We start from the raw sequence: 20,493 nt of genomic DNA on the forward strand, positions 1-20,493 counted from the left end.
TGCCTCATGCCTACCGAGCCACGGCTCAGTGCTCCTCGAAGAGGCTCGTCACCGAACCGTCCTCGAACACCTCACGCACCGCACGCGCGATCGTCGGCGCGATCGACAGCACCGTGATCTTGTCCAGCTCCAGCGCACCCGGCACCGGCAGCGTGTCCGTGAACACGAACTCGCTCACCTTGGAGTTCTTCAGGCGGTCCGCCGCCGGACCCGACAGGATGCCGTGCGTGGCCGTCACGATGACGTCCTCCGCGCCGTGCGCGAACAGCGCGTCCGCCGCGGCGCAGATCGTGCCGCCGGTGTCGACCATGTCGTCCACCAGGACACAGACGCGGCCCTTCACGTCACCGACGACCTCGTGCACGGTGACCTGGTTGGCGACGTCCTTGTCACGACGCTTGTGCACGATCGCCAGCGGCGCGTCCAGACGGTCGCACCAGCGGTCGGCGACCCGCACGCGGCCCGCGTCCGGGGAGACGATCGTCAGCTTCGAGCGGTCGACCTTCGCACCCACGTAGTCCGCCAGCACCGGCAGCGCCGACAGGTGGTCCACCGGGCCGTCGAAGAAGCCCTGGATCTGGTCCGTGTGCAGGTCCACCGTCAGGATGCGGTCCGCGCCGGCCGTCTTCAGCATGTCCGCGACCAGACGCGCCGAGATCGGCTCACGGCCGCGGTGCTTCTTGTCCTGACGGGCATAGCCGTACGACGGGATGATCACGGTGATGCTCCGGGCCGAGGCCCGCTTCAGAGCATCGATCATGATCAGCTGCTCCATGATCCACTTGTTGATCGGAGCCGTGTGGCTCTGGATCAGGAAGCAGTCCGCGCCACGGGCCGACTCCTGGAAGCGGACGTAGATCTCACCGTTGGCGAAGTCGAACGCCTTGGTCGGAACGAGGCCGACGCCCAGCTGGTGCGCGACCTCCTCGGCCAGCTCGGGGTGGGCGCGGCCGGAGAAGAGCATCAGCTTCTTCTCGCCGGTCGTCTTGATCCCGGTCACAGCACTGTCTCCTCAGACGTGTTGTCTGGCCGCCAACCACGAGCTGTCGTGCGCGTGTGCGAGCCAGCCGAATTTGTGTGCACGTATCACGGTACGCCGAGTTCGACGTACCCGTTTCCGGTCAGCTTTCGCCGGCGGAGTCCTCCGATGCGGCCTGAGCGGCCTGCGCGGCAGCGCTGCCGGGACGCTTCCTGGCCACCCAACCCTCGATATTCCGCTGCTGGCCCCGGGCGACGGCGAGCGAACCGGCCGGCACATCCTTCGTGATCACGGACCCCGCGGCGGTGTACGCGCCGTCCCCGATCGTGATGGGAGCCACAAACATGTTGTCCGACCCGGTCCGGCAGTGCGACCCGATCGTGGTGTGGTGCTTCGCCTCGCCGTCGTAGTTCACGAAGACGCTCGCCGCGCCGATGTTCGTGTACTCGCCGATCGTGGCGTCGCCCACGTACGACAGATGGGGGACCTTGGTGCCCTCGCCGACCGTCGCGTTCTTCATCTCGACGTACGTGCCGGCCTTGGACTTCCGGCCGAGGTTCGTGCCCGGACGGAGGTACGCGAACGGCCCCACGGAGGCGCTCTCGCCGATCACGGCGGAGTCGGCGACGGTGTTGTCCACCCGGGCGCCCTTCTCGACGCGGGTGTCCTTCAGGCGGGTGTTCGGGCCGACCACGGCGTCCTCGCCGATGTGCGTCGCCCCGAGGAGCTGCGTACCGGGCAGGACGACGGCGTCGGCCTCGAAGGTCACGGTGACGTCCACGAACACGGACGCGGGGTCGACCACGGTCACACCGGCGAGCATGGCCCGCTCGATCAGCCGCCGGTTCAGCAGGGCGCGGGCCTCGGCGAGCTGCACGCGATTGTTGATCCCGAGGATCTCGCGATGGTCGCCGGCGACGGAGGCGCCGACGCGGTGCCCCGCCTCGCGCAGGATGGACAGCACGTCGGTGAGGTACTCCTCGCCCTGGCTGTTGTCCGTCCGGACCTTGCCGAGGGCGTCGGCGAGCAGCTGCCCGTCGAAGGCGAACACGCCGGAGTTGATCTCGCGGATGGCGAGCTGCGCGGGGGAGGCGTCCTTGTGCTCGACGATCTCGGTCACGGCCCCGGTCGCCGGGTCCCGCACGATCCGCCCGTACCCGGTGGAGTCCGGGACCTCGGCGCTCAGCACGGTGACGGCGTTGCCGTCGGCGGCGTGGGTGTCGGCGAGCGACGTGAGCGTCTCGCCGGAGAGCAGCGGCGTGTCGCCGCAGACGACGACGACGGTCCCCTCGGGGGCCGCGCCCAGCTCCTCGAGAGCCATCCGCACCGCGTGCCCGGTGCCGTTCTGCTCCTCCTGGACGGCGGTCCGGGTCCCCGCGTAGTGGGTGTCGAGGTGACCCTTCACCTGCTCGCGTGCGTGCCCGACGACCACGACGAGGTGCTCGGGCTCCAGCTCCCGGGCGGCGGACACGACATGCCCGACGAGCGACCGCCCGGCGATCTCATGGAGGACCTTGGGGGTCTTCGACTTCATGCGGGTGCCCTCACCCGCTGCGAGGACGACGACGGCTGCCGGGCGATTGGCGCTCACGGGAATGCCCTTCGGCTTTGGGTGGTGGACGCACGAAGGATACCGGGGGGCAAGGGGGCGGACATGAGTGCGGGTCCTGACCTGGACGGTCAGGACCCGAACCTGTGGGCTCCCGGAGAAGGATTCGAACCCTCATTCAATGGACCAAAACCATTTGTCCTGCCCTTAGACGATCCGGGATGGTTCGCCCCCTATGTCTGATTTCCCGTCTTGGGAGTTCGGACCGCCCCTACTATGCCGCACCAGGCGCCCTCGATGCGACGGTACAGATCGGCGCTCCCGAGGATTTGGATCACGAGACAGCCGTGATACCCGTCGTTCACGTTCTTGCGGTTGGTCCGGGGGTTGTGGCGCTTGAGAGTCGTCTTGTTGAACGTCGAGGAGTCGACACCGACGAGAGTGCTCCAGTACTGCTCGGCGCGAGCCGCGTCGGCGGACTCGTGGATCATCACGTAGTACTTCCGCCTCGCGGGGTCGATGCCGAGAAGGTCCAGCCAGGCGGTGAACACCTGGATCATCCCGGGGTCGCTGTTCACGAACGTCACGCGCTCTCGGCGGGCGTGAGGCTTGTCCTTCGTGCCCTCTGCCCAGTAGAGGCCGACGCCCAGCAGGAAGAGCTCGCGCTCCGACATGGCCCCGACCTCCTCGGTCGCCGCTCGCTTGGCGGCTTGGCGCTCCTCCTCACGCCTGCGCATGATCGGTTCCCAACCCCTTCGGGCGATCTCGGAAGCCTCCTCGCGAGAGCGTTTCCGTTCCGGCTTCGGCAGGTCCCGTACCCACAGGGAGATCGAGCTCTTCGAGCAGCCCAGTTCCACCTGGATCTGGTCGTAGGTCATGCCCTGGAGGCGGAGCTCCCTCGCTCGGTCCCGGAGGTCGTCCTTCGCGTTCGGGCGTTTCGTCCACTCCGGTGGAGGCTCTCCTTCGAGCAGGCGGTTGAGGATGTCGTTGTTGTCGACGTGGAGACGGTCTCGGATCTGGCGGCGGCTGAGGCCCTCGCGACGGAGGGCGATCGCCTGTTCGCGCAGGTTCTCGAAGTCCGCGTACTTGTTGGTGGCGGCTGTCATACGAACACCATCGTCCGGAATGCGGACGTCCGGGTCGAAAGCCTGGGCGATTCAACAGTTCGGGGGACTGGTGTCCAAAGCGTTGACGCAGGGGCGCGCCCGTAGGGTGGTGGGTATGACCGCGACGGGGGCAGACCGGGGCGCCGTGGGCGCCGGGACATGGTGGTGGGGGAGACGGCGGAGTGCCGTTCTCGATGTGGGGCTTGCGCTCGTGTCCGCCGTCGAGTGTGCGATCGAGGGGATCGGGTTCGCCGAGCAGGCTTCGGTGCCCGTGCCTGTCGGGGTGGTGTTCGGGCTCCTCGTCGGGTCCGTGCTGCTCGTGCGGCGGCGGTGGCCCATCGTGGTCGTGCTCGTGTCGATCGCCGTCGCGCCCGCCGAGATGGGCTTCCTCATGGGGATCGTCGGGCTGTACTCGCTCGCCGCCTCCGAGGTGCCCCGGCGGATCACCGCCCTGCTCGCCGGGATGTCGACGGTCGCCGTGTTCGTCGTGACCGCGGTGCGGATGCGGCAGGACGTCGCCCAGGCCGACGTCGGGCAGCCGGACATCGACCCCAGCGGCTGGTACGTGCCGGTCGTCGCGCTCTTCATGACCCTCGGGCTCAACGCGCCGCCGCTCCTCTTCGGCCTCTACATAGGGGCGCGCCGCCGGCTCATGGAGAGCCTGCGGGAGCGGGCGGACAGTCTGGAGCAGGAGTTGTCGTTGCTCGCGGACCGGGCGGAGCAGCGGGCGCAGTGGGCGCGGCAGGAGGAGCGGACGCGGATCGCCCGTGAGATGCATGACGTGGTGGCGCACCGGGTGTCGTTGATGGTGGTGCACGCGGCGGCGTTGCAGGCGGTGGCGTTGAAGGATCCGCAGAAGGCCGTGCGGAACGCTGCTCTGGTGGGGGACATGGGGCGGCAGGCGTTGACGGAGTTGCGGGAGATGCTGGGGGTGCTGCGGGAGGGGGCTGTGCCGGTGGCGCCCGCTCCCGTGCCGTTGGCGGCCGTCGGGCGGGCCGCGGCCGCCGCGGCGGAGGCCGCTGCGGAGGACGGGCCCTGTCTGGACGCGTTGGAGGGGCTGTGCGAGCAGTCCCGGCTCGCGGGGGCGGTGGTGGAGTTCGTCGTGATCGGTGACGCGCGGGCCTATCCGCCGGAGGTGGAGCGGACGGCGTATCGGGTGGTGCAGGAGGCGTTGACCAACGTCCACAAGCACGCCGCGGGTGCCGAGGTCGTGGTGCGGCTGGCGCATCGGGAGTCCGAGGTCGCGATGCAGGTGGAGAACGGTCCGTGTCCTTCGGACGCGGGTGTCGCGGACGTACGGCTGCCGAGTGGTGGGAACGGGCTGGTCGGCATGCGGGAGCGTGTGCTGCGGCTCGGTGGGGTGTTCGTCTCGGGGGCGACCGACGCGGGCGGGTTCAAGGTGTCGGCGGTGCTGCCGACGGTCATCCCGCCGTCAGGCGGGTCGGCTGCGCGCCCGTGACGAGGGTGGAGAGCGCCGCGTCGATGTCCTTGCCGAGGTACCAGTCGCCCGCGTGGTCGAGGCTGTAGACGCGTCCCTCCATGTCCATGGCGAGGATCGCCTGGTGGTCGCCCTCCTTGCCGAGCGGTGCGAGTTCCGTGTCCAGGGCTCGGCCGAGGTCGGCGAGGGTGCGGGAGAGGTGGAGTCCGGCGAGGGGGTCGAAGTGGATGGCCGCGGGTGCTATCTGGCGTCCGTGGCCGGGCGCGGTGATCCGCAGGCCGCCGAATTCGGCCCAGGCCTCGACGACGGCGGGGAAGACGCTGTGCCGGTGTCCGGCGGGGGAGAGGTGGGCGCGGAGGGTGTCGGCCCATTCTTCGGCGAGCTTGATGTCCCAGCGGCCGGGCTGCCAGCCGGCCTCGCGGAGGGCGGCGTCGACGTTCACCGGGAACCGGGTGGTGCTGAGGTGGTCGGGCATGGGGGTGCGGTCAGCCGTTCTCGACAGGCGTGGTGGGGTCGACGGTGCGGACGCCGAAGTGGGCGAGCATCGCCGTACAGGAGCGGCAGGGTGCGGCGTAGCTGCCGTGCAGGGGGTCGCCGTCCTCGCGGATGTGCCGTGCGGTGAGCTTGGCGTGTTTGAGGGAGCGGCGGGCTTCGCCGGGGGTGAGCGGTTTGCGTTGGGCGCGTTTGGAGCGGGTGTTCTCGGCGGCGGTGAGGTGCCGGGAGAGCAGGATCGCTTCGGGGCAGCGGCCGGTGAAGCGTTCGCGCTGGCCGCTGGTGAGGGTGTCCAGGAAGTCCTGGACGAGGGCGTGCAGGGCGGGCGGCCGGTCGCCGCGGCCGGCCGTGCAGGTGAGGGTCGTCTCGCCGCGCACGGAGAGGGCGGCCCCGACGGTGGGGAGGATGCCGTCGCGGCGTTGACGCAGTAACGGCGCGCGGGTGGCGTCGGCGTCGCTGCTCCAGTTGAGGCGTGGGTCACCCTGTGTGGGCGTCGGTGCTGTGTGCATGGTGCTGGTCTTCCCCTCCTGCAATCCCCCGAGTTGCGTGGACAGCCTGCCAAATAGGGAGCCATATGGGGAAGCTGGGGCGCTGAAACGCGGCTTCGGTGTGTCGTAATCATGGTGCTCCTGTCATGGCGTCGTGACAGTTGGTCACCGTCGGATCGGGCCGGTTCGGGCTCTTGTGGCAGCGCATAGGCTGTGCGGCATCAGTCAGGAGCAGCCAGCGGCTGCGGGTAGTAGCAGTCAGCGACGCCAGTGCAGGGGGCAACCGCCATGACGACAGGTCGGCTCGGGCAGGACACCGCGCCACCGAACGCGGCCTATGCCGGGCAGGTCGTGCACTTCCCGGACCCGGTCCGGGCCTCCCGTCACCCGAGAGGGGTGCGGGTGGACGAGTTCGGTCATCCGGATTTCTCGCCGTACGCGCGCGCGGCGGCGGAGATCGCCGACCCGCCGCAGGGTTTCGGCGTGGACGAGCTGCGGCTCACGGACTACGTGTCGGCGAATGCGGCGATGGCGGCGACCGGTCATGAGCTGTGGGACACGATTCCGTCGGTGGCGACGCCGCACGGCTGGACCTGGCATCACGTGGCGCGCAGTCGTCGGATGGAGTTGGTTCCGGTCGAGGTGAAGGCCTTGCTGCGTCATCACGGCGGGGTGGCGACGGCGGCCGTGGACCACGCGAAGCGGGGCACGCGTCCGTTGCAGGAGACCCGGCCGGCGCACTTCGGGCTGCCGAAGGGTCTGGTGTCGGTGTCGGAGCAGCAGCTCCAGGGTGTCGAGGAGGATCTCGGTTACCGGCTTCCGGGTGCGTACCGGTCGTTCCTGCGGGCGGCGGGCGGTTGTGCTCCGGTGGGTGCGGCGCTCGACGCGGAGCTGGGGCTCCTGGTCGACCAGCCGTTCTTCACGGTGCGGGAGGAGGCGGGGGTCAATGACCTCGTCTATGTCAACAAGTGTCTCCGTGACCATCTGACCAAGGACTATCTGGGCGTGGCGTTCGTCCAGGGCGGTCTGATCGCGCTGAAGGTGCGGGGTGAGGGGGTCGGTTCGGTGTGGTTCTGCGCGTACGACGACGCCCGGGACTCCGGCGAGGTGGCGGCGGGCTGGTCGGTTGGTGAGCGGGTGGAGCGGCTGCTGCTGCCCTGTGGTGCGGACTTCGACGCGTTTCTGCAGCGGCTCGCGGGTAATCCGCCGGAGCTGGAGACGGTGGCGAACCTGATGGTGGACGGTGGCTTCGCGCGTGCGGTGCCGGTCGTCCCGGTGGGGGAGTGAGTGGGCTGTGGTGACGTTCGCGCAGGCGCAGGAGCGCGCCGAGGAATGGATCAACGGCGACCTGCCGTCGTATCAGCACCGTGAGGTGCGGGTGCGGGAGTTCGAGCTGGGGTTCGTGGTGTGGGCGGAGGACCGCGAGGGCGGTCCGACGTCGGACGGCGGGCGTCAGCGGCTTGTGATCGCCCGGGACAGTGGTGAGGCGACGTTGTGGCCGGGGTTGCCGGTGGGTGAGGTGATCCGCCGGTACGAGGAGGAGTACGGGGCTTCGGAGGAGGTTCCGGCGCAGGCGGCGGTGCCGGCGGCCCGGATCGATCTGAACCAGACGTCGTTCCTGCTGAGTCCGCCGGAGTGGCTGCAGGACGCGGCGGACCGGATCGGGCTGCCGAAGCAGCCGAACGCGTCGCAGGAGAGCGGGAGTTCGTCGGCTTCGTTGGACGACGTGTCGGCGCCGGTGGCGGCGGCGGAGACGGGGCCTTCGGCTTCGGTCGCTTCGTCGTCCTCCGCGTCGGAGGGTGCGGGGGTGTCCGCGGTGGCGGGTGCCGTCGCGTACGAGCCGACCGCGATGGACGGGGTTCCGGCGGAGACGCCGGGCGCGGGTGCGGCTTCGGCCCCTGCGGCTCCTGTGGCTCCGGTGGCTCCGGTGGTGCCGGCTCCGGTTGCTCCGGTGGCGCCTCCGGCTTCGCCCTCGGCGGCGCCCGCGCCCGTCTCCGTACCCGCGTCGACTCCGCCGCCCGCGCCGAGTCCGTGGGCCGATGCCAACGCGAGTTCCGGTGGTGCGGACGGCGCGGTGCCGTTGCCCGCGACCGTGTTCGCGCCTGCGTTGTCGGGGGCGGACGACGAGGACACCCCGCCGCCGCAGGTGGGCGCCGACGCGCCGACCGCCCTGATGAAGGGCGGCAGCGCGCTGCCGCCGACCGCCGTGGCGCCCCGGCTCGACCCGTCCGCGCCGCCGCCGGGCGGTGCTCCTGCGGGTGTTGCTCCGGCGGGCCCGCCCGTGCCGAATGCGTCGCCCGTGCCGAACGCGTCGCCCGCGCCTCCGCAGGCCGCCGGTCCCGGTGCGCCGCCGCCGCCCGCGCCCGCGCCCTCGGCGCCGGCCGCCCGGGACATCGCGGACGCGGCGACCAGCAAGGCCGCGCTGCCGCCGAAGAGCGGCCGCGGCCCGGCGGCCCCTCCGCCGCCGCCGGGAGCTCCGGGTGTCCCGGGTGGGTCGTCGGGTGCGGGGGCGTACATCCCCACGCAGCTGGTGTCGCAGCTCGGGCCCGACGGCCCCAAGCCGCCCGCGCAGCCGGGTCCGCCCGGTCCGCCGCCCGCGCCCGCCCCGCCCGGTCCGCCGACGCCGCCGCAGCCCGTGCACCACGCGGCGACGATGCTGGCGCATCCGAGCCAGGGCGGTCCGGCCGCGCCTCCGCCGCCCCCGCCGCCGCCGGGTATGCCGGGTGCGCCCGGTACGCCCGCGGGCGGTATCGAGCACGCCGCGACGATGCTGGCCCACCCGGGTCCGGCCGGTCCGACGGCGCCGCAGCCCCCGGGGCCGCCGGCTCCGCCGCCGCCGCTGCACGGCGGTCACGTGTCGCCGCCGGCGCCGGGTCCCGTGCCCGGGGCCGTACCCCCCGGGGCCGTACCCCCCGGGGCCGTACCCCCCGCGTACGGGTATCCGCAGCCGACGGGTCAGCCGACGGTCGGTCCGGGCTACCAGGCGGTGCTGCGGTATCGCGCGCCCGACGGTTCCGAGGCGCAGATCATCCGGCGTTCGGCGCCGGGCACCCCGCATCCGGAGTGGCAGATCCTGCACGAGCTGCGCGCGATGAACGTGCCGCCGCAGCAGGTGCTCGAACTGCACACGGAGCTGGAGTCCTGTGAGCTGCCGGGTGGTTACTGCGCGCGGATGATCAGGGAGACCTGGCCGCAGGCGCGGATCACCAGCATCGCCCCGTACGGCCGTGATCACGCGGGCCGTCAGCAGGGCATGCGGCAACTCCTCACCCATCAGGGCGAGTTGCACCAGGTCGCGGACGGTCCGGCGCGGCCGGCGCCGGTGCGTGCGCCGCTGCCGCAGGTGCAGCCCGCGCCGCCGGTTCCGCCGGAGGCGATCGCGCAGGAGCTGGCCGGGGCGTTCGGTCCCGGCATCCTCCGCTTCGACCAGCGCGCCGTGTCGCGGCAGGGCGTGCCGGAGGTGGTGGCGCGCACGCTGGTGTGGGCGGGTCTGCCCGCGGACTTCGGGCCGTTCTTCTGGGCGCAGCCCGCGGTGCCGGTGGTGCCGACGCTGGCGGAGCTGGCGGCGCAGCGGCAGGTTCCGGCGGCGCCGGACGCGAGTTCGTACCTCGTCCTGGGGTCGGACTTCGGCCGGGCGCTCTGTGTCCAGTACGGGACCGCGCACATCGTGGCGGTGCCGGTGGAGGCCGGTCCGGGCGGGCAGTCGGTGCCGCCGCAGTTCGTGAACACCGGGCTGCCGGAGTTCACGCGCGCGATGGCGCTGCTCGGCCGGATGTGGCGGCTGCGGTTCGGGCTGAACCCCGAGCAGGCGGGCCGCTGGACGGTCGACTTCCAGGCGCAGTTGGCGATGCTGGACCCGGCGGCGCTGTCGTCGCCGGAGAACTGGTGGTCGGTGCTGCTGGAGCAGATGTGGGACGGGCTTCTGTAGAAGGTGGGGCCGGGGTTTCCCGCTGACGCCGTTGGACAGACTCTGCTGGACAGAATGTGATGAAAGGCGCTCGACGTGTATGCACGTTGGGCGTCTTTTGTCCGTTCTGATGCAGCATCCTGGACGTTCGGGTCGGGTCAGAGGAAGGGGCGCCAGGGGATGAGTTTCGCTGTCGGACGGGGGCGTGGGTATCGCCCCGAGCAGGTCGACCGCTACCTGGCCGCGCTTTCGGAGGACCGTGACGGCGCCTGGGAGCGGGCCGCGCGGCTCACCGTCCTCGCGAAGGAGATGGAGGCCGAGGCGGCCCGGCTGCGCGCGGCCGTGGAGGCGCTGACGCCGCACCGGTACGAGGTCCTCGGTGACCGGGCGGGGAAGATCCTGGAGCTGGCGGAGCTGGAGGACGAGACGCTCGTACGGGCCGCCGAGGCGGAGGCGCAGTCCCTCGCGGAGGCGGCGGAGGCGGCGGGCCGGGAGGCGGCGGAGGCGGCGCGGGCGTACGCGGAGGGCGTCCGGGCGGCGGCCGACGCGGCGGCGGGCGCGACCCTGGCGACGGCGCGGGCGCGGGCCGAGGAGCTGACGGCGGAGGCGCGGCGCGAGGCGGAGGAACGGCTGACCGGGGCGCGGGAGGCCTTCGAGGAGACCGAGCGGCGCGCGGCGGATCTCCTCGCGGAGCAGGGCGCGGAGCAGACTGCCGTACGGGAGGAGGCGGAGCGTACGGCGGAGGGCCGGGCGGCCGCCCAGGACGCCCACCACGAGGAGCTGACCGCCGCCGCGGAGGCGAGGCTCGCGGAGGCGCGGCGGTCGCTGGCGGAGACCGAGGAGCAGGCCCGGCACGGCCGGGAGGACGCGGAGGCGAGGGCGGCCGAACTCCTCGCGGAGGCCCGGATGAAGGCGGAGCGCGTCGAGCGGGAGACGGAACGGGTGCTGCGGGAGCACGAGGAGGCCCGGGACGAGATCCACGGCCACATGGACCACATCCGCGACTCGCTGGCGGCGCTGACGGGAAGGGTGGGACCTGACCGGGCACAGGACCCGGACGAGGCTTCGGAGGCGGAGCAGGCTCAGGACCTGGACCAGGCTTCGGAGGCGGAGCAGGCTCAGGACCCGGACCAGGCTTCGGACGAGGAGTAGGAGGGGGCGGGGCCCGCGTATCGCAGCCGGACGAGGCCACCAAGGGCCCCGCTTCCCGTAAGCCTCGTACCCGGCGGGGCGCCTGGCGGCAGCCGGTGACGGGCGGACGTCGCCCGTCCGCTACCCTCCCGATTCCCAGGGGAGGGAACAAGTAAATGAACCACGCACGCACGCGCGGCCGCCGTCTCGCGGCCGTCGCCGTCACCATCGTCCTCGCCGCCACGGGCGGCACGCTCACCACACTCCCGGCCACGGCCGCGCCCGCGCCGGGGGCCGCGCAGGAGGACCAGCAGACGGTGGTGCCGTACCCGAAGGGGTACGTGGACGTCCTCGGCGGAGGCACCGCAGGCTTCTTCACCCACGCCGTGCAGACGCGCACGATCAGCTGGACCCGGTACGCGGACGGTGTCACGACGGCGGTCATCGAGGGCCAGTACTCGCCCACGGGCACGGGCGCGTACGCCGTCGACGCGTCGGACGTCCTGGTGACCGGGGACCACGCGTCGGACATGCGGCAGTCCCGGGTGTTGACGGTCCGCGACCTGGCCTCCGGGGCGGCGCCGTACGTCGTCGACCTCGCCACGCTGGAGAAGGACGGCGCGACCTATCACTACCGGGGTGCCGTCGGCGGCACGCTCATCGTCGCCGTACGCAAGGCGGACGGCACCGTCGAGGGCCGGCTGCTCGTCCCCGGGCCGGGGGCCCCGCAGGAGCGGGTGATCGCCGGCCTGCCCGCCGACCAGGCCCTCTTCACCGTCGTGGATCAGGGCGGCCCCACGTCCGGCTCCGCCCTGCTGTACGTGCTGGCGGGTCCGGCGGACGCCCGCCGCTCCACCCGGGCGGTCCTGGACATCGCGTCCGGCACGGTCACCGACGCCGTCCCGGTGCCCGCCTCCCGCGACCATCGCTCGCCCGGGGCCGTGTCGGCATCGCACGTCGCCTGGGCCGACCCGACGGGGTACTACGTGTCCGTCGGCCCCCGGGGCTCCGACAGCATGCGGACGACCACCGTCCCCAGCTACTACAAGTACGGTCTGGTCGGGGAGTGGCTGGTCTTCGGTGCCGGCGGCGCGGACGGGTCCCGGCTGTTCGCGGAGCGGGCCGACGGTACCGACGGTACCGGCGGCACCGGCGGCTGGGTGCGGATCCTCGACCGCATGCACTCGATGGCCCCGGGCCCGGACGGCTCCCTGCTGGTCAGGGGCGGGACCCTCGCGCACGGCGAGGGGCTCTACCGCGTCACGGCAGGGGCGGAGGGCGCCCCGGTCGCCGAACTCGTCGCCTCCACAGGCGAACCGAGCTCCCTCGTGTTCGGCGGAGCCGACTTCCCCGCCACGATCGACTTCGACCGGGTGGACGGCGTCGCGCTCCGCTGGCGCCTGTCCCGGCCGGACGCGTACGCGCACGTCACCCTCACCCGCAGGACCGGCACCGGGAGAGTCGACTACGTCGAGCGCAGGGGCATGGAGGCCATGGGGGACGACGCCGTCGGCTTCCACTGGAACGGCGAGGACCTCGTCACCCCGGGGCGGCCCGCCCCGGCGGGCACGTACACCTGGACGTTCGAGGCGAAGCCGCGCGACGGGGTCGGTGAACCGGTCCGTGGCTCCGGCACGTTCACCGTCCGCCGTACCCCCGGCCTCCACGACTACGATGGCAACGGCGCGCCCGAACTGTTCGCGCTGGAGCGGAACGGCGGGCCGTTCAAGTCCGTCGACATCGTCCCCGGCACGCTCGAGACACCGCCCGACCTCCGGGAGAAGACGGTCATTCGCTGGGACGGCACCGAGCGGATGGAATCGTCGGGCAACCTCGCGGGGTCGCCCCTTGCCGACCTCGTGACCCGCGACCGGAGCGGCGTGCTCTGGCTGCACCGGGGCTCCGGCGACCGGCAGCGGCCGCTCCTCGACCGCGTGCGGGTCGGTGGCGGGTGGAACGCGTACGACCACCTGGCGGGCGGCAGCGACGTCACCGGCGACGGCCGGGCCGACCTCGTCGCCACCGACAAGACCGGCGTCCTCTGGCTCTACCCGGGCACCGGCGACACCACGTCCCCGTTCGGCACGCGCAAGCGGGTCGGCGGTGGCTGGGGGATCTACAACGACGTGACCGCGACCGGGAACCTCGCCGGAGGCCCGGCCGGTGACCTCCTCGCCCGGGACAGGGCCGGGGTGCTCTGGCTGTACCTCGGCAAGGGCGACGGCACCTTCGCGGCGCGCACGCGGGTCGGTGGCGGCTGGGGCGGGTTCGAGGAGCTGATCGGGATCGGCGACGTGAACGCCGACGGCCGTCAGGACCTCCTCGCCCGCGACGGGGCCGTGGTCTCTTACTACCTGGGCTCGGGCGACTGGAAGACCCCCTTCAGGGCCCGGCCTTGGCGCACCTCCACGACGCTGGGGACCGACCGCATCTTCTGACCCGCCGCCCGTCCCGCCGCCCGTCCCGCAGCCCGTCCCGCGGATTCCGTCCCGCGGACCCGGCCGACCGGCCGGTGCGGACCCGACCCACCTGGCCGGTGCGAACCGGCCCCACTCATTCATCACCCAGGGAAAAGAACCCGTACGTGAATCACGCGTATCCCCGCGGCCGCCGTCTCGCGGCCGTCGCCGTCACCATCGTCCTCGCCGCCACGGGCGGCACGCTCACCACACTCCCGGCCACGGCAGCGCCCGCGCCGGGGGCCACGCAGGAGGACCAGCAGCAGACCGCCGTGCGCTTCCCGCTCGACGCGGACGTCGTCGGCGCGGGACCGAGCGGCTTCCTGTCGAAGACCCGGGGCGGCACGCCGGAGTTCCGCTGGACCTGGTACGCGGACGGCTCGTCGATCGTGCTGCCCGGGGCCTACGCGATCGGCGGCGGCACGGACCTCGTCGTCACCGGCGACCAGTCCGGCGACTACACCAGCCGCCGGCTGAAGGTCCACGACCTGTCGACGCCCGCCACGGCCGCCGCGGCGCCGGTGGAGGTCGATCTCGACGCCCTCGGTGGCTACCACCTGACGGGCCTGGCCGGCTCCACCCTCCTTCTCACCCGGCAGGAAGACGGCATGTGGTCGCAGTACGCCGCAGCCCTCGGCAGCGGCACTCCGAAGCCCCGCGCCGTGCTCGCGCATCCCCAGTACGACTGCTTCTCGGGCAAGGAGGGCTGGGGCGGGACCGACACCGGTTCGGCGCTCTACCAGTGCTGGATCGGCAGTGAGCGGATGTCCACCCGGGTGGTCGTCGACTTCGCCACGGACTACGGGCCCATGTACCTGCAGATGGAGAACGAGTACGCCCAGGACGGCGCGATATCCGCCACCCACGTGGCCTGGCGCGAGATACGGCTGTCGGGGAACGGGATCGTGGCCCACCAGCGTGGCACGCACGGCGAGCGGTGGTTCCCGTCGGAACACCTGGACGACCCGCTGTACCTGGTCGGCAGCTGGATGGCGACCGGCCAGCAGGCCCACATCGACGCGTCGGCCGCGGGCGCCTCGGCGAGCGCGACCGTGCGGCCCTTCACCCTCCAGTCGATCGAGACCGGCGAGAAGTCCGTCGCCCTCACCGCGTTCTCCTCCGCCGTCGCCGGTCCCGGCGGCAGCATCCTGGTGCGCGGTGGCACCCCCGAGCACGGCGAGGGCCTGTACCGGATCTCGCCGCGCGCCGACGGCGGCAGGCCGGACGTCGAGCTGGTCGCCTCCACCGGTCAGACCACCGTCGTCACCCTCACCGGCTCGGACACCCCGAAGACGCTCTCCGCCGACCAGCTCGCGGGCGGCGTCGACTTCCGCTGGGACCTGTCGCGGGGCGACGCGGCCGTACGCGTCAGCCTGAAGCACGTCAGCGGCGGGAACGCGCTCACGCAGGAGTGGCCCGCCGACGCCGCCGACGGGGCCGCGCGCCGGGTCACCTGGCACTGGGACGGCAAGGACCCGGACCGAACGAACGGGCCGGGCCCGGCCCGCGCGGGCGAGTACGAGTGGGAGATCACCGTCCGGCCTGAGGAGGGCGTCGGCCCGGAGCTGGTCACCACCGGCCGGTTCACCGTGAACCGGCCCGCGGCGCCGCACGACTTCGACGGCGACGGAACGGCCGACCTGCTGGCCCGCGAGGCCGGCGGCACGCTGTGGTCCCTCCGGACCCTGCCCGCCGCGACGGGCGGTTCGGTCACATCGCTGGGCCGGTCGCGGGTCGGCGGCGGCTGGCAGGCCTACGACCGGGTCGAAACCGCCGGGAACATCGCGGGCACCACCGCCCCCGACGTCCTCGCCCGGGACACCGCCGGCGTCCTCTGGCTCTACCAGGGCACGAGCGACCGGGACACGACGCTCTCCGGCCGCACCCGGATCGGTGGCGGCTGGCAGGCGTACGACCGGCTCGCCGCCGGCAGCGACGTCACCGGCGACGGCCGCCCCGACCTCGTCGCCAGCGACAAGACCGGCGTCCTGTGGCTCTACCCCGGCACCGGGAACACCACCACCCCCTTCGCCGCCCGCAAGCGGATCGGCAGCGGCTGGGCCGTCTACAACGAGATCGCCGCCGTCGGGAACCTCGCCGGAGGCCCCGCCGGAGACCTCCTCGCCCGGGACACCGCCGGTGTCCTCTGGCTCTACCTCGGCAAGGGCGACGGCACATTCGCCGCCCGCACCCGGATCGGCGCCGGCTGGGGCGGATTCAAGGACCTCGTCGGCGTGGGAGACGCCGACGGCGACGGCCGCGCCGACCTGATCGCCTCGTCCGGCGGCGCCACCTTCTACGCCGGTACGGGCGACTGGAAGGCCCCCCTCAAGGGCGGCGTGAAGACCGACGTCACGAGCGGCGTCCCCTACAACACCGCCTTCTAGGCGTCCTGGCCGGCCACAGCACGCGGCCGCATCGTGGGGGTCGAGCCGGATCCACGGATCCGGCTTGACCCTCACGTTGCGTGAGGCCGGAGGGTGGACCACATGAGCGACTACTACAACGCGTTCGAGATGAGCCCCGTACCCACCCCCGGCCCGGACACCGTTCCGCCGGAGCCGTTCCACGGCATCTACGGAATGCCCGCGTTCGCGACGATCCCCACGAACGACCTGGACGCGTCGGTGGACTTCTGGGGGCGCGGGCTCGGGTTCTTCGAGCTGTTCAGGATCCCCGGCACGCTGGTGCATCTGCGCCGGTGGGCTTTCCAGGACGTGCTCCTCGTCGCGGAGGGGAACGTGCCCGAGCAGGCGCCGACGATGAGCCTCAGCTTCGCGTGCGTGCTCAGCCAGACCGAGCCCCTGGCCGAGGCCTGCCGAGCCCTGCGCCCGGACTCCGTCGACGGACCACGCGACACGCCCTGGAACACCCGCGACATCACCGTGATCACCCCCGAGAACGCCCGGATCATCCTCACCGCGGCGAAGCCCTTCGACCCGGACAGCCAGGAAGCACGGAACCTCGCGGCCATCGGGATCACCCCGCCGGGCGTCGACGACGGAGACGGCGACGGAGATGGCGACGGAGACGGAGATGGCGACGGAGACAATGGGGAGCATGCCTGATGCCACCGACGCCGACGCCGATGGCCTGACCGTCGGCCAGGTCTCGGCACGCCTGGGCGTGACCGTCCGCGCGCTGCACCACTGGGACGAGATCGGTCTGGCGCGGCCTTCGCTGCGCACGGCCGCCGGATACCGGCTCTACACCGCCGGTGACCTCGAACGACTGCACCGCATCGTCGTCTACCGGGAGATCGGCCTCGGCCTGGACCGGATCGGCGCCGTCCTCGACCACCCGGCCACCGACGTGCCCGGTGAACTGCGCGCCCAGCGCGCCCAGGTCGCCGAACGGATCGAACGCCTCCAGCGGCTCGGCGCCGGACTGGACCGGATGATCGACGCCCACGAACGCGGACTGCTGCTGACCGCCGAGCAGCAGGCGGCGATCTTCGGCCCCGACTGGGACCCGGACTCGCCCGCCCAAGCCCGCCGGCGCTACGGCGACACGACTCAATGGCGCCAGTACGCCGAACGCGCCGCCTCGCGCGGCCCGGAGGAATGGCAGGCCGTCGCCGACACCATGACCGACTTCGACCGCGCGCTCGGGGACGCGATGGACGCCGGCGTCGCACCCGGCAGCCCGGAGGCGAATCGACTCGTCGAACGGCACCGCGAGGTCTTCGGCTCGTACTTTCCCCTCACCCGGCAGATGCAGGTCTGCCTCGGCCGCATGTACGCGTCCGATCCGGGCTTCGCCGCCCACTACGACGGCATCCGCGCCGGCCTCGCCACGTGGTTCCGCCGCATCGTCGACGCCTCGGCGCGCGCCCACGGCATCGACCCGGACACCGCGACCTGGGAGTAGGGGGGCCGGGGGCGTGTCAGGGCAGGGCGCACTCGGCCCAGACCGTCTTCCCTGGGGCTCGGAGCCGGGGATGCCACCCCCAACGCGCGCTGAGCTCTTCCACCAGTCGCAACCCCCGGCCCCCGTCCGCCAGTTCCGGACCGGGGCCGGGGCCGGGGAGCTTTCCGGGCCGGGGCGGTACGCGCTCCGCCCTCGTGTCGCTCACCTCGATCCGCGCGACGGGCGGTTCGTCGGTGAGGCGCAGGGAGAGGTGGAAGTCCCGTCCCGGCACGTGCCCGTGCCGTACGGCGTTCGTCGCCAGCTCGGAGGCGACCACGACGACGGTCTCGTGCGCCCCGGTCCCGTACGGGACACCCCACTCGTCCAGCCGGACGGCGACGAGACGGCGCGCGAGCCGGGCGCCCCGGGCGGTCGACGTGAACCGCAGGGCGAAGACCCTGCTCCCCAAGTAAGGGGAGGCGCCGGAGAGTTGGGTGGTGTCGGTTGGGCTGAGGTTGTTGCTCGTCATGCCCCCCAAGCTCCTCTTCGTCGCGTAGCGTGACCAGTGGTGACGCGCTGACGCGACCGCCTTGTACGCGGGGTGTCGGTGCCGGTACGAGAGGTGGGGTGCGATGGCGGATGAGCAGGTGGAGCCCGAGGCCGATGAGGCGGAGGGCGGCGCCCAGGCGGCGGACAAGTCCGGGCGCGGTGTGGTGGCCGCGTTCGGGCAGAGTCTGAAGACGCTACGGACGCGGGCGGGGATGGAACGGGAGGAGTTCGGCAAGCGGCTGGGCTACTCGGCCTCCACCATCGCCTCGTTCGAGCAGGGGCGGAGAATTCCCCCGCCGCGCGCGATCGACCGCTGCGATGAAGTGCTGGACGCGGGCGGACTGTTGAGCGTGTGGAAGGACCAGCTGGAGAAGGCGCAGTATCCGGCGTTCTTCCAGGGGATGGCGCAGCTGGAGAAGAGGGCGATAGAGCTACTGGCGTACGACACGCTGGTGGTCAACGGTCTACTCCAGACCGAGGAGTACGGACGGACGATGATGGGCAATCGTCGTCCGCCGCTTGACGCGGAGACCATCGAGCAACGGGTGACCGCCCGATTGGCCCGGCAGGACATCTTCGACCGACGTCCTGAACCGCTGCTGAGCTTCCTCATGTGCGAGTCGGTACTGCGGCGTCAGTTCGGCGGGAAGGACGTGTTGCGCGGGCAGCTGGAGCAGCTCCTTCTCGTCGGGCAGCGGAAGAACGTCGAGCTGCAGGTCATGCCGCTCGACTGCGCGGAAAATGCGGGCGTAGACGGGCCGTTCACCGTCATCACGAGCGAGGACGGCAAGCGGTTCGTCTACGCCGAGGCCCAGGGCGCCAGCGTCTTGGAGACCGACCCCAAGCCAGCCGTTCTCGCCGCCGCCCGCTATGGGATCATCCGGTCGCAGGCTCTCACCCCGCGAGAGTCGCTGCAGTTCATCGAGAAGTTGCTAGGAGAGCTATGAACGACATGGAATCCCTCGCCTGGTTCAAGAGCAGCTACAGCGGTGGCGAGGGCGGCCAGTGCATCGAGGTCGCGACCGGTGCGGGAACCGTGCACGTCCGTGACTCCAAGGACGTGGCCCGGCCCGCCCTCACCGTCTCGCGCGACGCGTGGACCGGCTTCGTCGGGCTCGCCTCGGCGGAGTAGTACAGCCCGCCGTTGTACGTGTGAGAGCCCTGCCGTCCGAGCCGGACAGCAGGGCTCTCTTTCCGGCTCCGGCGGTGTGGCACGATGCCGCGATGACCGCCTCCTCGCTCATACCTCCCGTCGTTCCCGCCGGCCGTCTGGCCGGGATGGAGCAACCCGTACTCGGCCTGCCCAGCGGGTGGGAGCTGCGGCCCTGGGAGTTCGGCGATGCCGACGCGTTGCTGGCTGCCGGCCAGGACCAGGCGATCCGCCACTGGAACCGTCTGCTGGTGGACTCCTCGGAAGGAGCCCGTCAGAGGATCGAGCGCATGCGCCGGCGGTGGCAGGGCGAGCTCAGCGCGATCTGGGCCATCGCCCGGCCGGGCCGCGAGGCGGCGGGTCTGATCGGCTGGGGCGACATCGATCTCGCGGGCGGTAGCGCCGAGATCGTCTACTGGCTGCTGCCGGAGGCGCGGGGCGGGGGCGTCGCCGCCGAGGCGACGGAGCGTGTCAGCCGGTGGGCTTTCGACGATCTCGGCCTGCATCGCCTTCGGTTGTGCCACTCGGTGGCCAATCCGGCCTCCTGCCGCGTGGCGGAGAAGGCGGGGTACTCCCTCGAAGGCACCATGCGCAGTGCGCTTCTGCACGCCGACGGCTGGCACGACGAGCATCTGCACGCCCTGGTCCAGGGCGACGTCTGATCGGAGTACCGCCGGGCGTCCGTCGGTCACGACCGCTTCGGTCTGCGGGCCAGGCGGCGTGCTGTGAGGTATCCAACTGCCGCTGTGGCACCGATGGTCAGGGTGAGGCCTATCGCCACGCTGAGGTCGGTCGGACCGGATGCTCCACCGATCCCCGCCCGCGTACCGAGACTGGGTGTGACGGGAGCAGGGACGACGGGAGCAGAGACGACGGGGGCAGGGACGACGGGCGTCGGGACCACGGGAGCCGGTACGACGGGGAGCGCCGTGGGGGCGACGGGGGCCGGCGTCGGGACGGTGGCGGGACTCGGGTTCACCGGCACCATGTTCGCGTCGCTGCGCCGCGGGAGCCTCTCGCAGGCGATGTTGTCGTCGGGCCCTGGTCCTCGTCGAGCCGGTGCGGGTCACTCGTGTTCCGGTTGAACTCGGCCTGTGCGTCTTCCTGGTAGCGGAAGTCCACGCAGTCGAGATCCTGGGCGTGGGCGATGCCGGACAGGGGGCGACGGAGACGATGGCCAGGGCTAGGCCGGCCACCATGCTGCGACTGCTCATCGGACGACCTCCTCAGAAGGCGGCTCGTGGTCTGATGTCCGTTTCCCGGTGAGGTTGGGCAGGACCGCTGGTCGCGGGGCTCGGTCGGCTATTGCTTCCTGGCGAAGCTGCCCGTGTCGATCTCGGCGAGGATGCCGAGCTTGACCAGGCGGTGGGACGGCCGGGAGCCGGTCGGCGAGGCC

17 protein-coding genes and 1 tRNA gene are annotated in these 20,493 nt (G+C 72.1%); 11 read left to right on the top strand and 7 right to left on the bottom strand.

From position 1 onward, the window contains the following. Window positions 1–25: 25 nt before the first annotated feature. From N5875_RS23145 to N5875_RS23160, 4 genes are all read right to left on the bottom strand, one after another. Window positions 26–1,000 (bottom strand): ribose-phosphate diphosphokinase, encoded by a 975-nt coding sequence (locus N5875_RS23145; RefSeq protein WP_030315367.1) that lies wholly within the window; start codon window positions 998–1,000, stop codon window positions 26–28. 121 nt (window positions 1,001–1,121) lie between these two features. Continuing rightward, the gene (gene glmU, locus N5875_RS23150; RefSeq protein ID WP_318210896.1) at window positions 1,122–2,570 is read right to left on the bottom strand and encodes a bifunctional UDP-N-acetylglucosamine diphosphorylase/glucosamine-1-phosphate N-acetyltransferase GlmU; all 1,449 of its coding nucleotides are present in this window, start codon (window positions 2,568–2,570) and stop codon (window positions 1,122–1,124) included. A 109-nt stretch (window positions 2,571–2,679) separates the two neighbouring features. After that, window positions 2,680–2,750, bottom strand: a tRNA-Gln gene (locus N5875_RS23155). Between the two features lie 11 nt (window positions 2,751–2,761). After that, a complete protein-coding gene (locus N5875_RS23160; RefSeq protein ID WP_338495667.1) occupies window positions 2,762–3,634 on the bottom strand; it encodes a hypothetical protein in 873 nt (290 codons plus the stop codon). A 115-nt stretch (window positions 3,635–3,749) separates the two neighbouring features. Here N5875_RS23160 and N5875_RS23165 point away from each other — a divergent pair, with 115 nt between their 5' ends. After that, entirely contained in the window at window positions 3,750–5,093 is a 1,344-nt protein-coding gene (locus tag N5875_RS23165) for a histidine kinase (RefSeq protein ID WP_338495669.1), read from the top strand. Here N5875_RS23165 and N5875_RS23170 read toward each other — a convergent pair. Next, window positions 5,056–5,547 carry an SUKH-3 domain-containing protein gene (locus N5875_RS23170; protein ID WP_318210899.1) on the bottom strand — a complete coding sequence of 164 codons (492 nt, stop codon included), beginning with the start codon at window positions 5,545–5,547 and terminating at the stop codon, window positions 5,056–5,058. The two genes, N5875_RS23165 and N5875_RS23170, sit on opposite strands and share 38 nt — an antisense overlap. A gap of 10 nt (window positions 5,548–5,557) precedes the next feature. Continuing rightward, window positions 5,558–6,073, bottom strand: a complete 516-nt coding sequence (locus N5875_RS23175; protein WP_338495671.1) for a YwqJ-related putative deaminase — start codon at window positions 6,071–6,073, stop codon at window positions 5,558–5,560. Window positions 6,074–6,340: 267 nt separating this feature from the next. Between N5875_RS23175 and N5875_RS23180 the strand changes: the two genes are divergently transcribed. The 7 genes from N5875_RS23180 to N5875_RS23210 all read left to right on the top strand — a co-directional run bounded on the left by N5875_RS23180 (window position 6,341) and on the right by N5875_RS23210 (window position 17,419). Then, window positions 6,341–7,339 (top strand): SMI1/KNR4 family protein, encoded by a 999-nt coding sequence (locus tag N5875_RS23180; RefSeq protein ID WP_318210901.1) that lies wholly within the window; start codon window positions 6,341–6,343, stop codon window positions 7,337–7,339. Between the two features lie 7 nt (window positions 7,340–7,346). After that, window positions 7,347–9,980 (top strand): SUKH-4 family immunity protein, encoded by a 2,634-nt coding sequence (locus tag N5875_RS23185; RefSeq protein WP_338495673.1) that lies wholly within the window; start codon window positions 7,347–7,349, stop codon window positions 9,978–9,980. 159 nt (window positions 9,981–10,139) lie between these two features. Continuing rightward, the gene (locus tag N5875_RS23190; RefSeq protein ID WP_338495674.1) at window positions 10,140–11,111 is read left to right on the top strand and encodes a cellulose-binding protein; all 972 of its coding nucleotides are present in this window, start codon (window positions 10,140–10,142) and stop codon (window positions 11,109–11,111) included. Window positions 11,112–11,266: 155 nt separating this feature from the next. Then, window positions 11,267–13,528 (top strand): VCBS repeat-containing protein, encoded by a 2,262-nt coding sequence (locus tag N5875_RS23195; RefSeq protein ID WP_338495675.1) that lies wholly within the window; start codon window positions 11,267–11,269, stop codon window positions 13,526–13,528. 146 nt (window positions 13,529–13,674) lie between these two features. Next, complete coding sequence (locus N5875_RS23200; protein WP_338495676.1) at window positions 13,675–15,936, top strand: VCBS repeat-containing protein; 2,262 nt, start codon at window positions 13,675–13,677, stop codon at window positions 15,934–15,936. A gap of 102 nt (window positions 15,937–16,038) precedes the next feature. Continuing rightward, entirely contained in the window at window positions 16,039–16,617 is a 579-nt protein-coding gene (locus N5875_RS23205; RefSeq protein WP_338495677.1) for a VOC family protein, read from the top strand. Beyond that, window positions 16,610–17,419, top strand: a complete 810-nt coding sequence (locus tag N5875_RS23210) for a MerR family transcriptional regulator (protein ID WP_338495678.1) — start codon at window positions 16,610–16,612, stop codon at window positions 17,417–17,419. The genes N5875_RS23205 and N5875_RS23210 overlap by 8 nt, the downstream gene beginning before the upstream one ends. A gap of 16 nt (window positions 17,420–17,435) precedes the next feature. Here the strand turns inward: N5875_RS23210 and N5875_RS23215 are convergent, their stop codons facing one another. Then, entirely contained in the window at window positions 17,436–17,927 is a 492-nt protein-coding gene (locus tag N5875_RS23215; RefSeq protein WP_338495680.1) for an ATP-binding protein, read from the bottom strand. Between the two features lie 103 nt (window positions 17,928–18,030). Between N5875_RS23215 and N5875_RS23220 the strand changes: the two genes are divergently transcribed. The 3 genes from N5875_RS23220 (at window position 18,031) to N5875_RS23230 (ending at window position 19,759) form a co-directional block, all read left to right on the top strand. Then, window positions 18,031–18,894: a helix-turn-helix transcriptional regulator gene (locus N5875_RS23220; RefSeq protein WP_318210908.1), complete on the top strand. Its 864-nt coding sequence runs from the start codon at window positions 18,031–18,033 to the stop codon at window positions 18,892–18,894. Continuing rightward, a complete protein-coding gene (locus tag N5875_RS23225; RefSeq protein ID WP_318210909.1) occupies window positions 18,891–19,079 on the top strand; it encodes a DUF397 domain-containing protein in 189 nt (62 codons plus the stop codon). The genes N5875_RS23220 and N5875_RS23225 overlap by 4 nt, the downstream gene beginning before the upstream one ends. 92 nt (window positions 19,080–19,171) lie before the next feature. After that, entirely contained in the window at window positions 19,172–19,759 is a 588-nt protein-coding gene (locus N5875_RS23230; protein WP_338495681.1) for a GNAT family protein, read from the top strand. Window positions 19,760–20,493 lie beyond the last annotated feature (734 nt).

The organism is Streptomyces sp. SJL17-4, from assembly GCF_036826855.1.
GTDB lineage: Bacteria > Actinomycetota > Actinomycetes > Streptomycetales > Streptomycetaceae > Streptomyces.

Coding starts and splice junctions, on each gene's coding strand:
- N5875_RS23225 (WP_318210909.1), top strand. CDS start 18,891: ATGAACGACATGGAATCCCTCGCCTGGTTCAAGAGCAGCTACAGCGGT.
- N5875_RS23175 (WP_338495671.1), bottom strand. CDS start 6,073: ATGCACACAGCACCGACGCCCACACAGGGTGACCCACGCCTCAACTGG.
- N5875_RS23220 (WP_318210908.1), top strand. CDS start 18,031: ATGGCGGATGAGCAGGTGGAGCCCGAGGCCGATGAGGCGGAGGGCGGC.
- N5875_RS23180 (WP_318210901.1), top strand. CDS start 6,341: ATGACGACAGGTCGGCTCGGGCAGGACACCGCGCCACCGAACGCGGCC.
- N5875_RS23170 (WP_318210899.1), bottom strand. CDS start 5,547: ATGCCCGACCACCTCAGCACCACCCGGTTCCCGGTGAACGTCGACGCC.
- N5875_RS23190 (WP_338495674.1), top strand. CDS start 10,140: ATGAGTTTCGCTGTCGGACGGGGGCGTGGGTATCGCCCCGAGCAGGTC.
- N5875_RS23195 (WP_338495675.1), top strand. CDS start 11,267: ATGAACCACGCACGCACGCGCGGCCGCCGTCTCGCGGCCGTCGCCGTC.
- N5875_RS23210 (WP_338495678.1), top strand. CDS start 16,610: ATGCCTGATGCCACCGACGCCGACGCCGATGGCCTGACCGTCGGCCAG.
- N5875_RS23215 (WP_338495680.1), bottom strand. CDS start 17,927: ATGACGAGCAACAACCTCAGCCCAACCGACACCACCCAACTCTCCGGC.
- N5875_RS23160 (WP_338495667.1), bottom strand. CDS start 3,634: ATGACAGCCGCCACCAACAAGTACGCGGACTTCGAGAACCTGCGCGAA.
- N5875_RS23230 (WP_338495681.1), top strand. CDS start 19,172: ATGACCGCCTCCTCGCTCATACCTCCCGTCGTTCCCGCCGGCCGTCTG.
- N5875_RS23165 (WP_338495669.1), top strand. CDS start 3,750: ATGACCGCGACGGGGGCAGACCGGGGCGCCGTGGGCGCCGGGACATGG.
- N5875_RS23205 (WP_338495677.1), top strand. CDS start 16,039: ATGAGCGACTACTACAACGCGTTCGAGATGAGCCCCGTACCCACCCCC.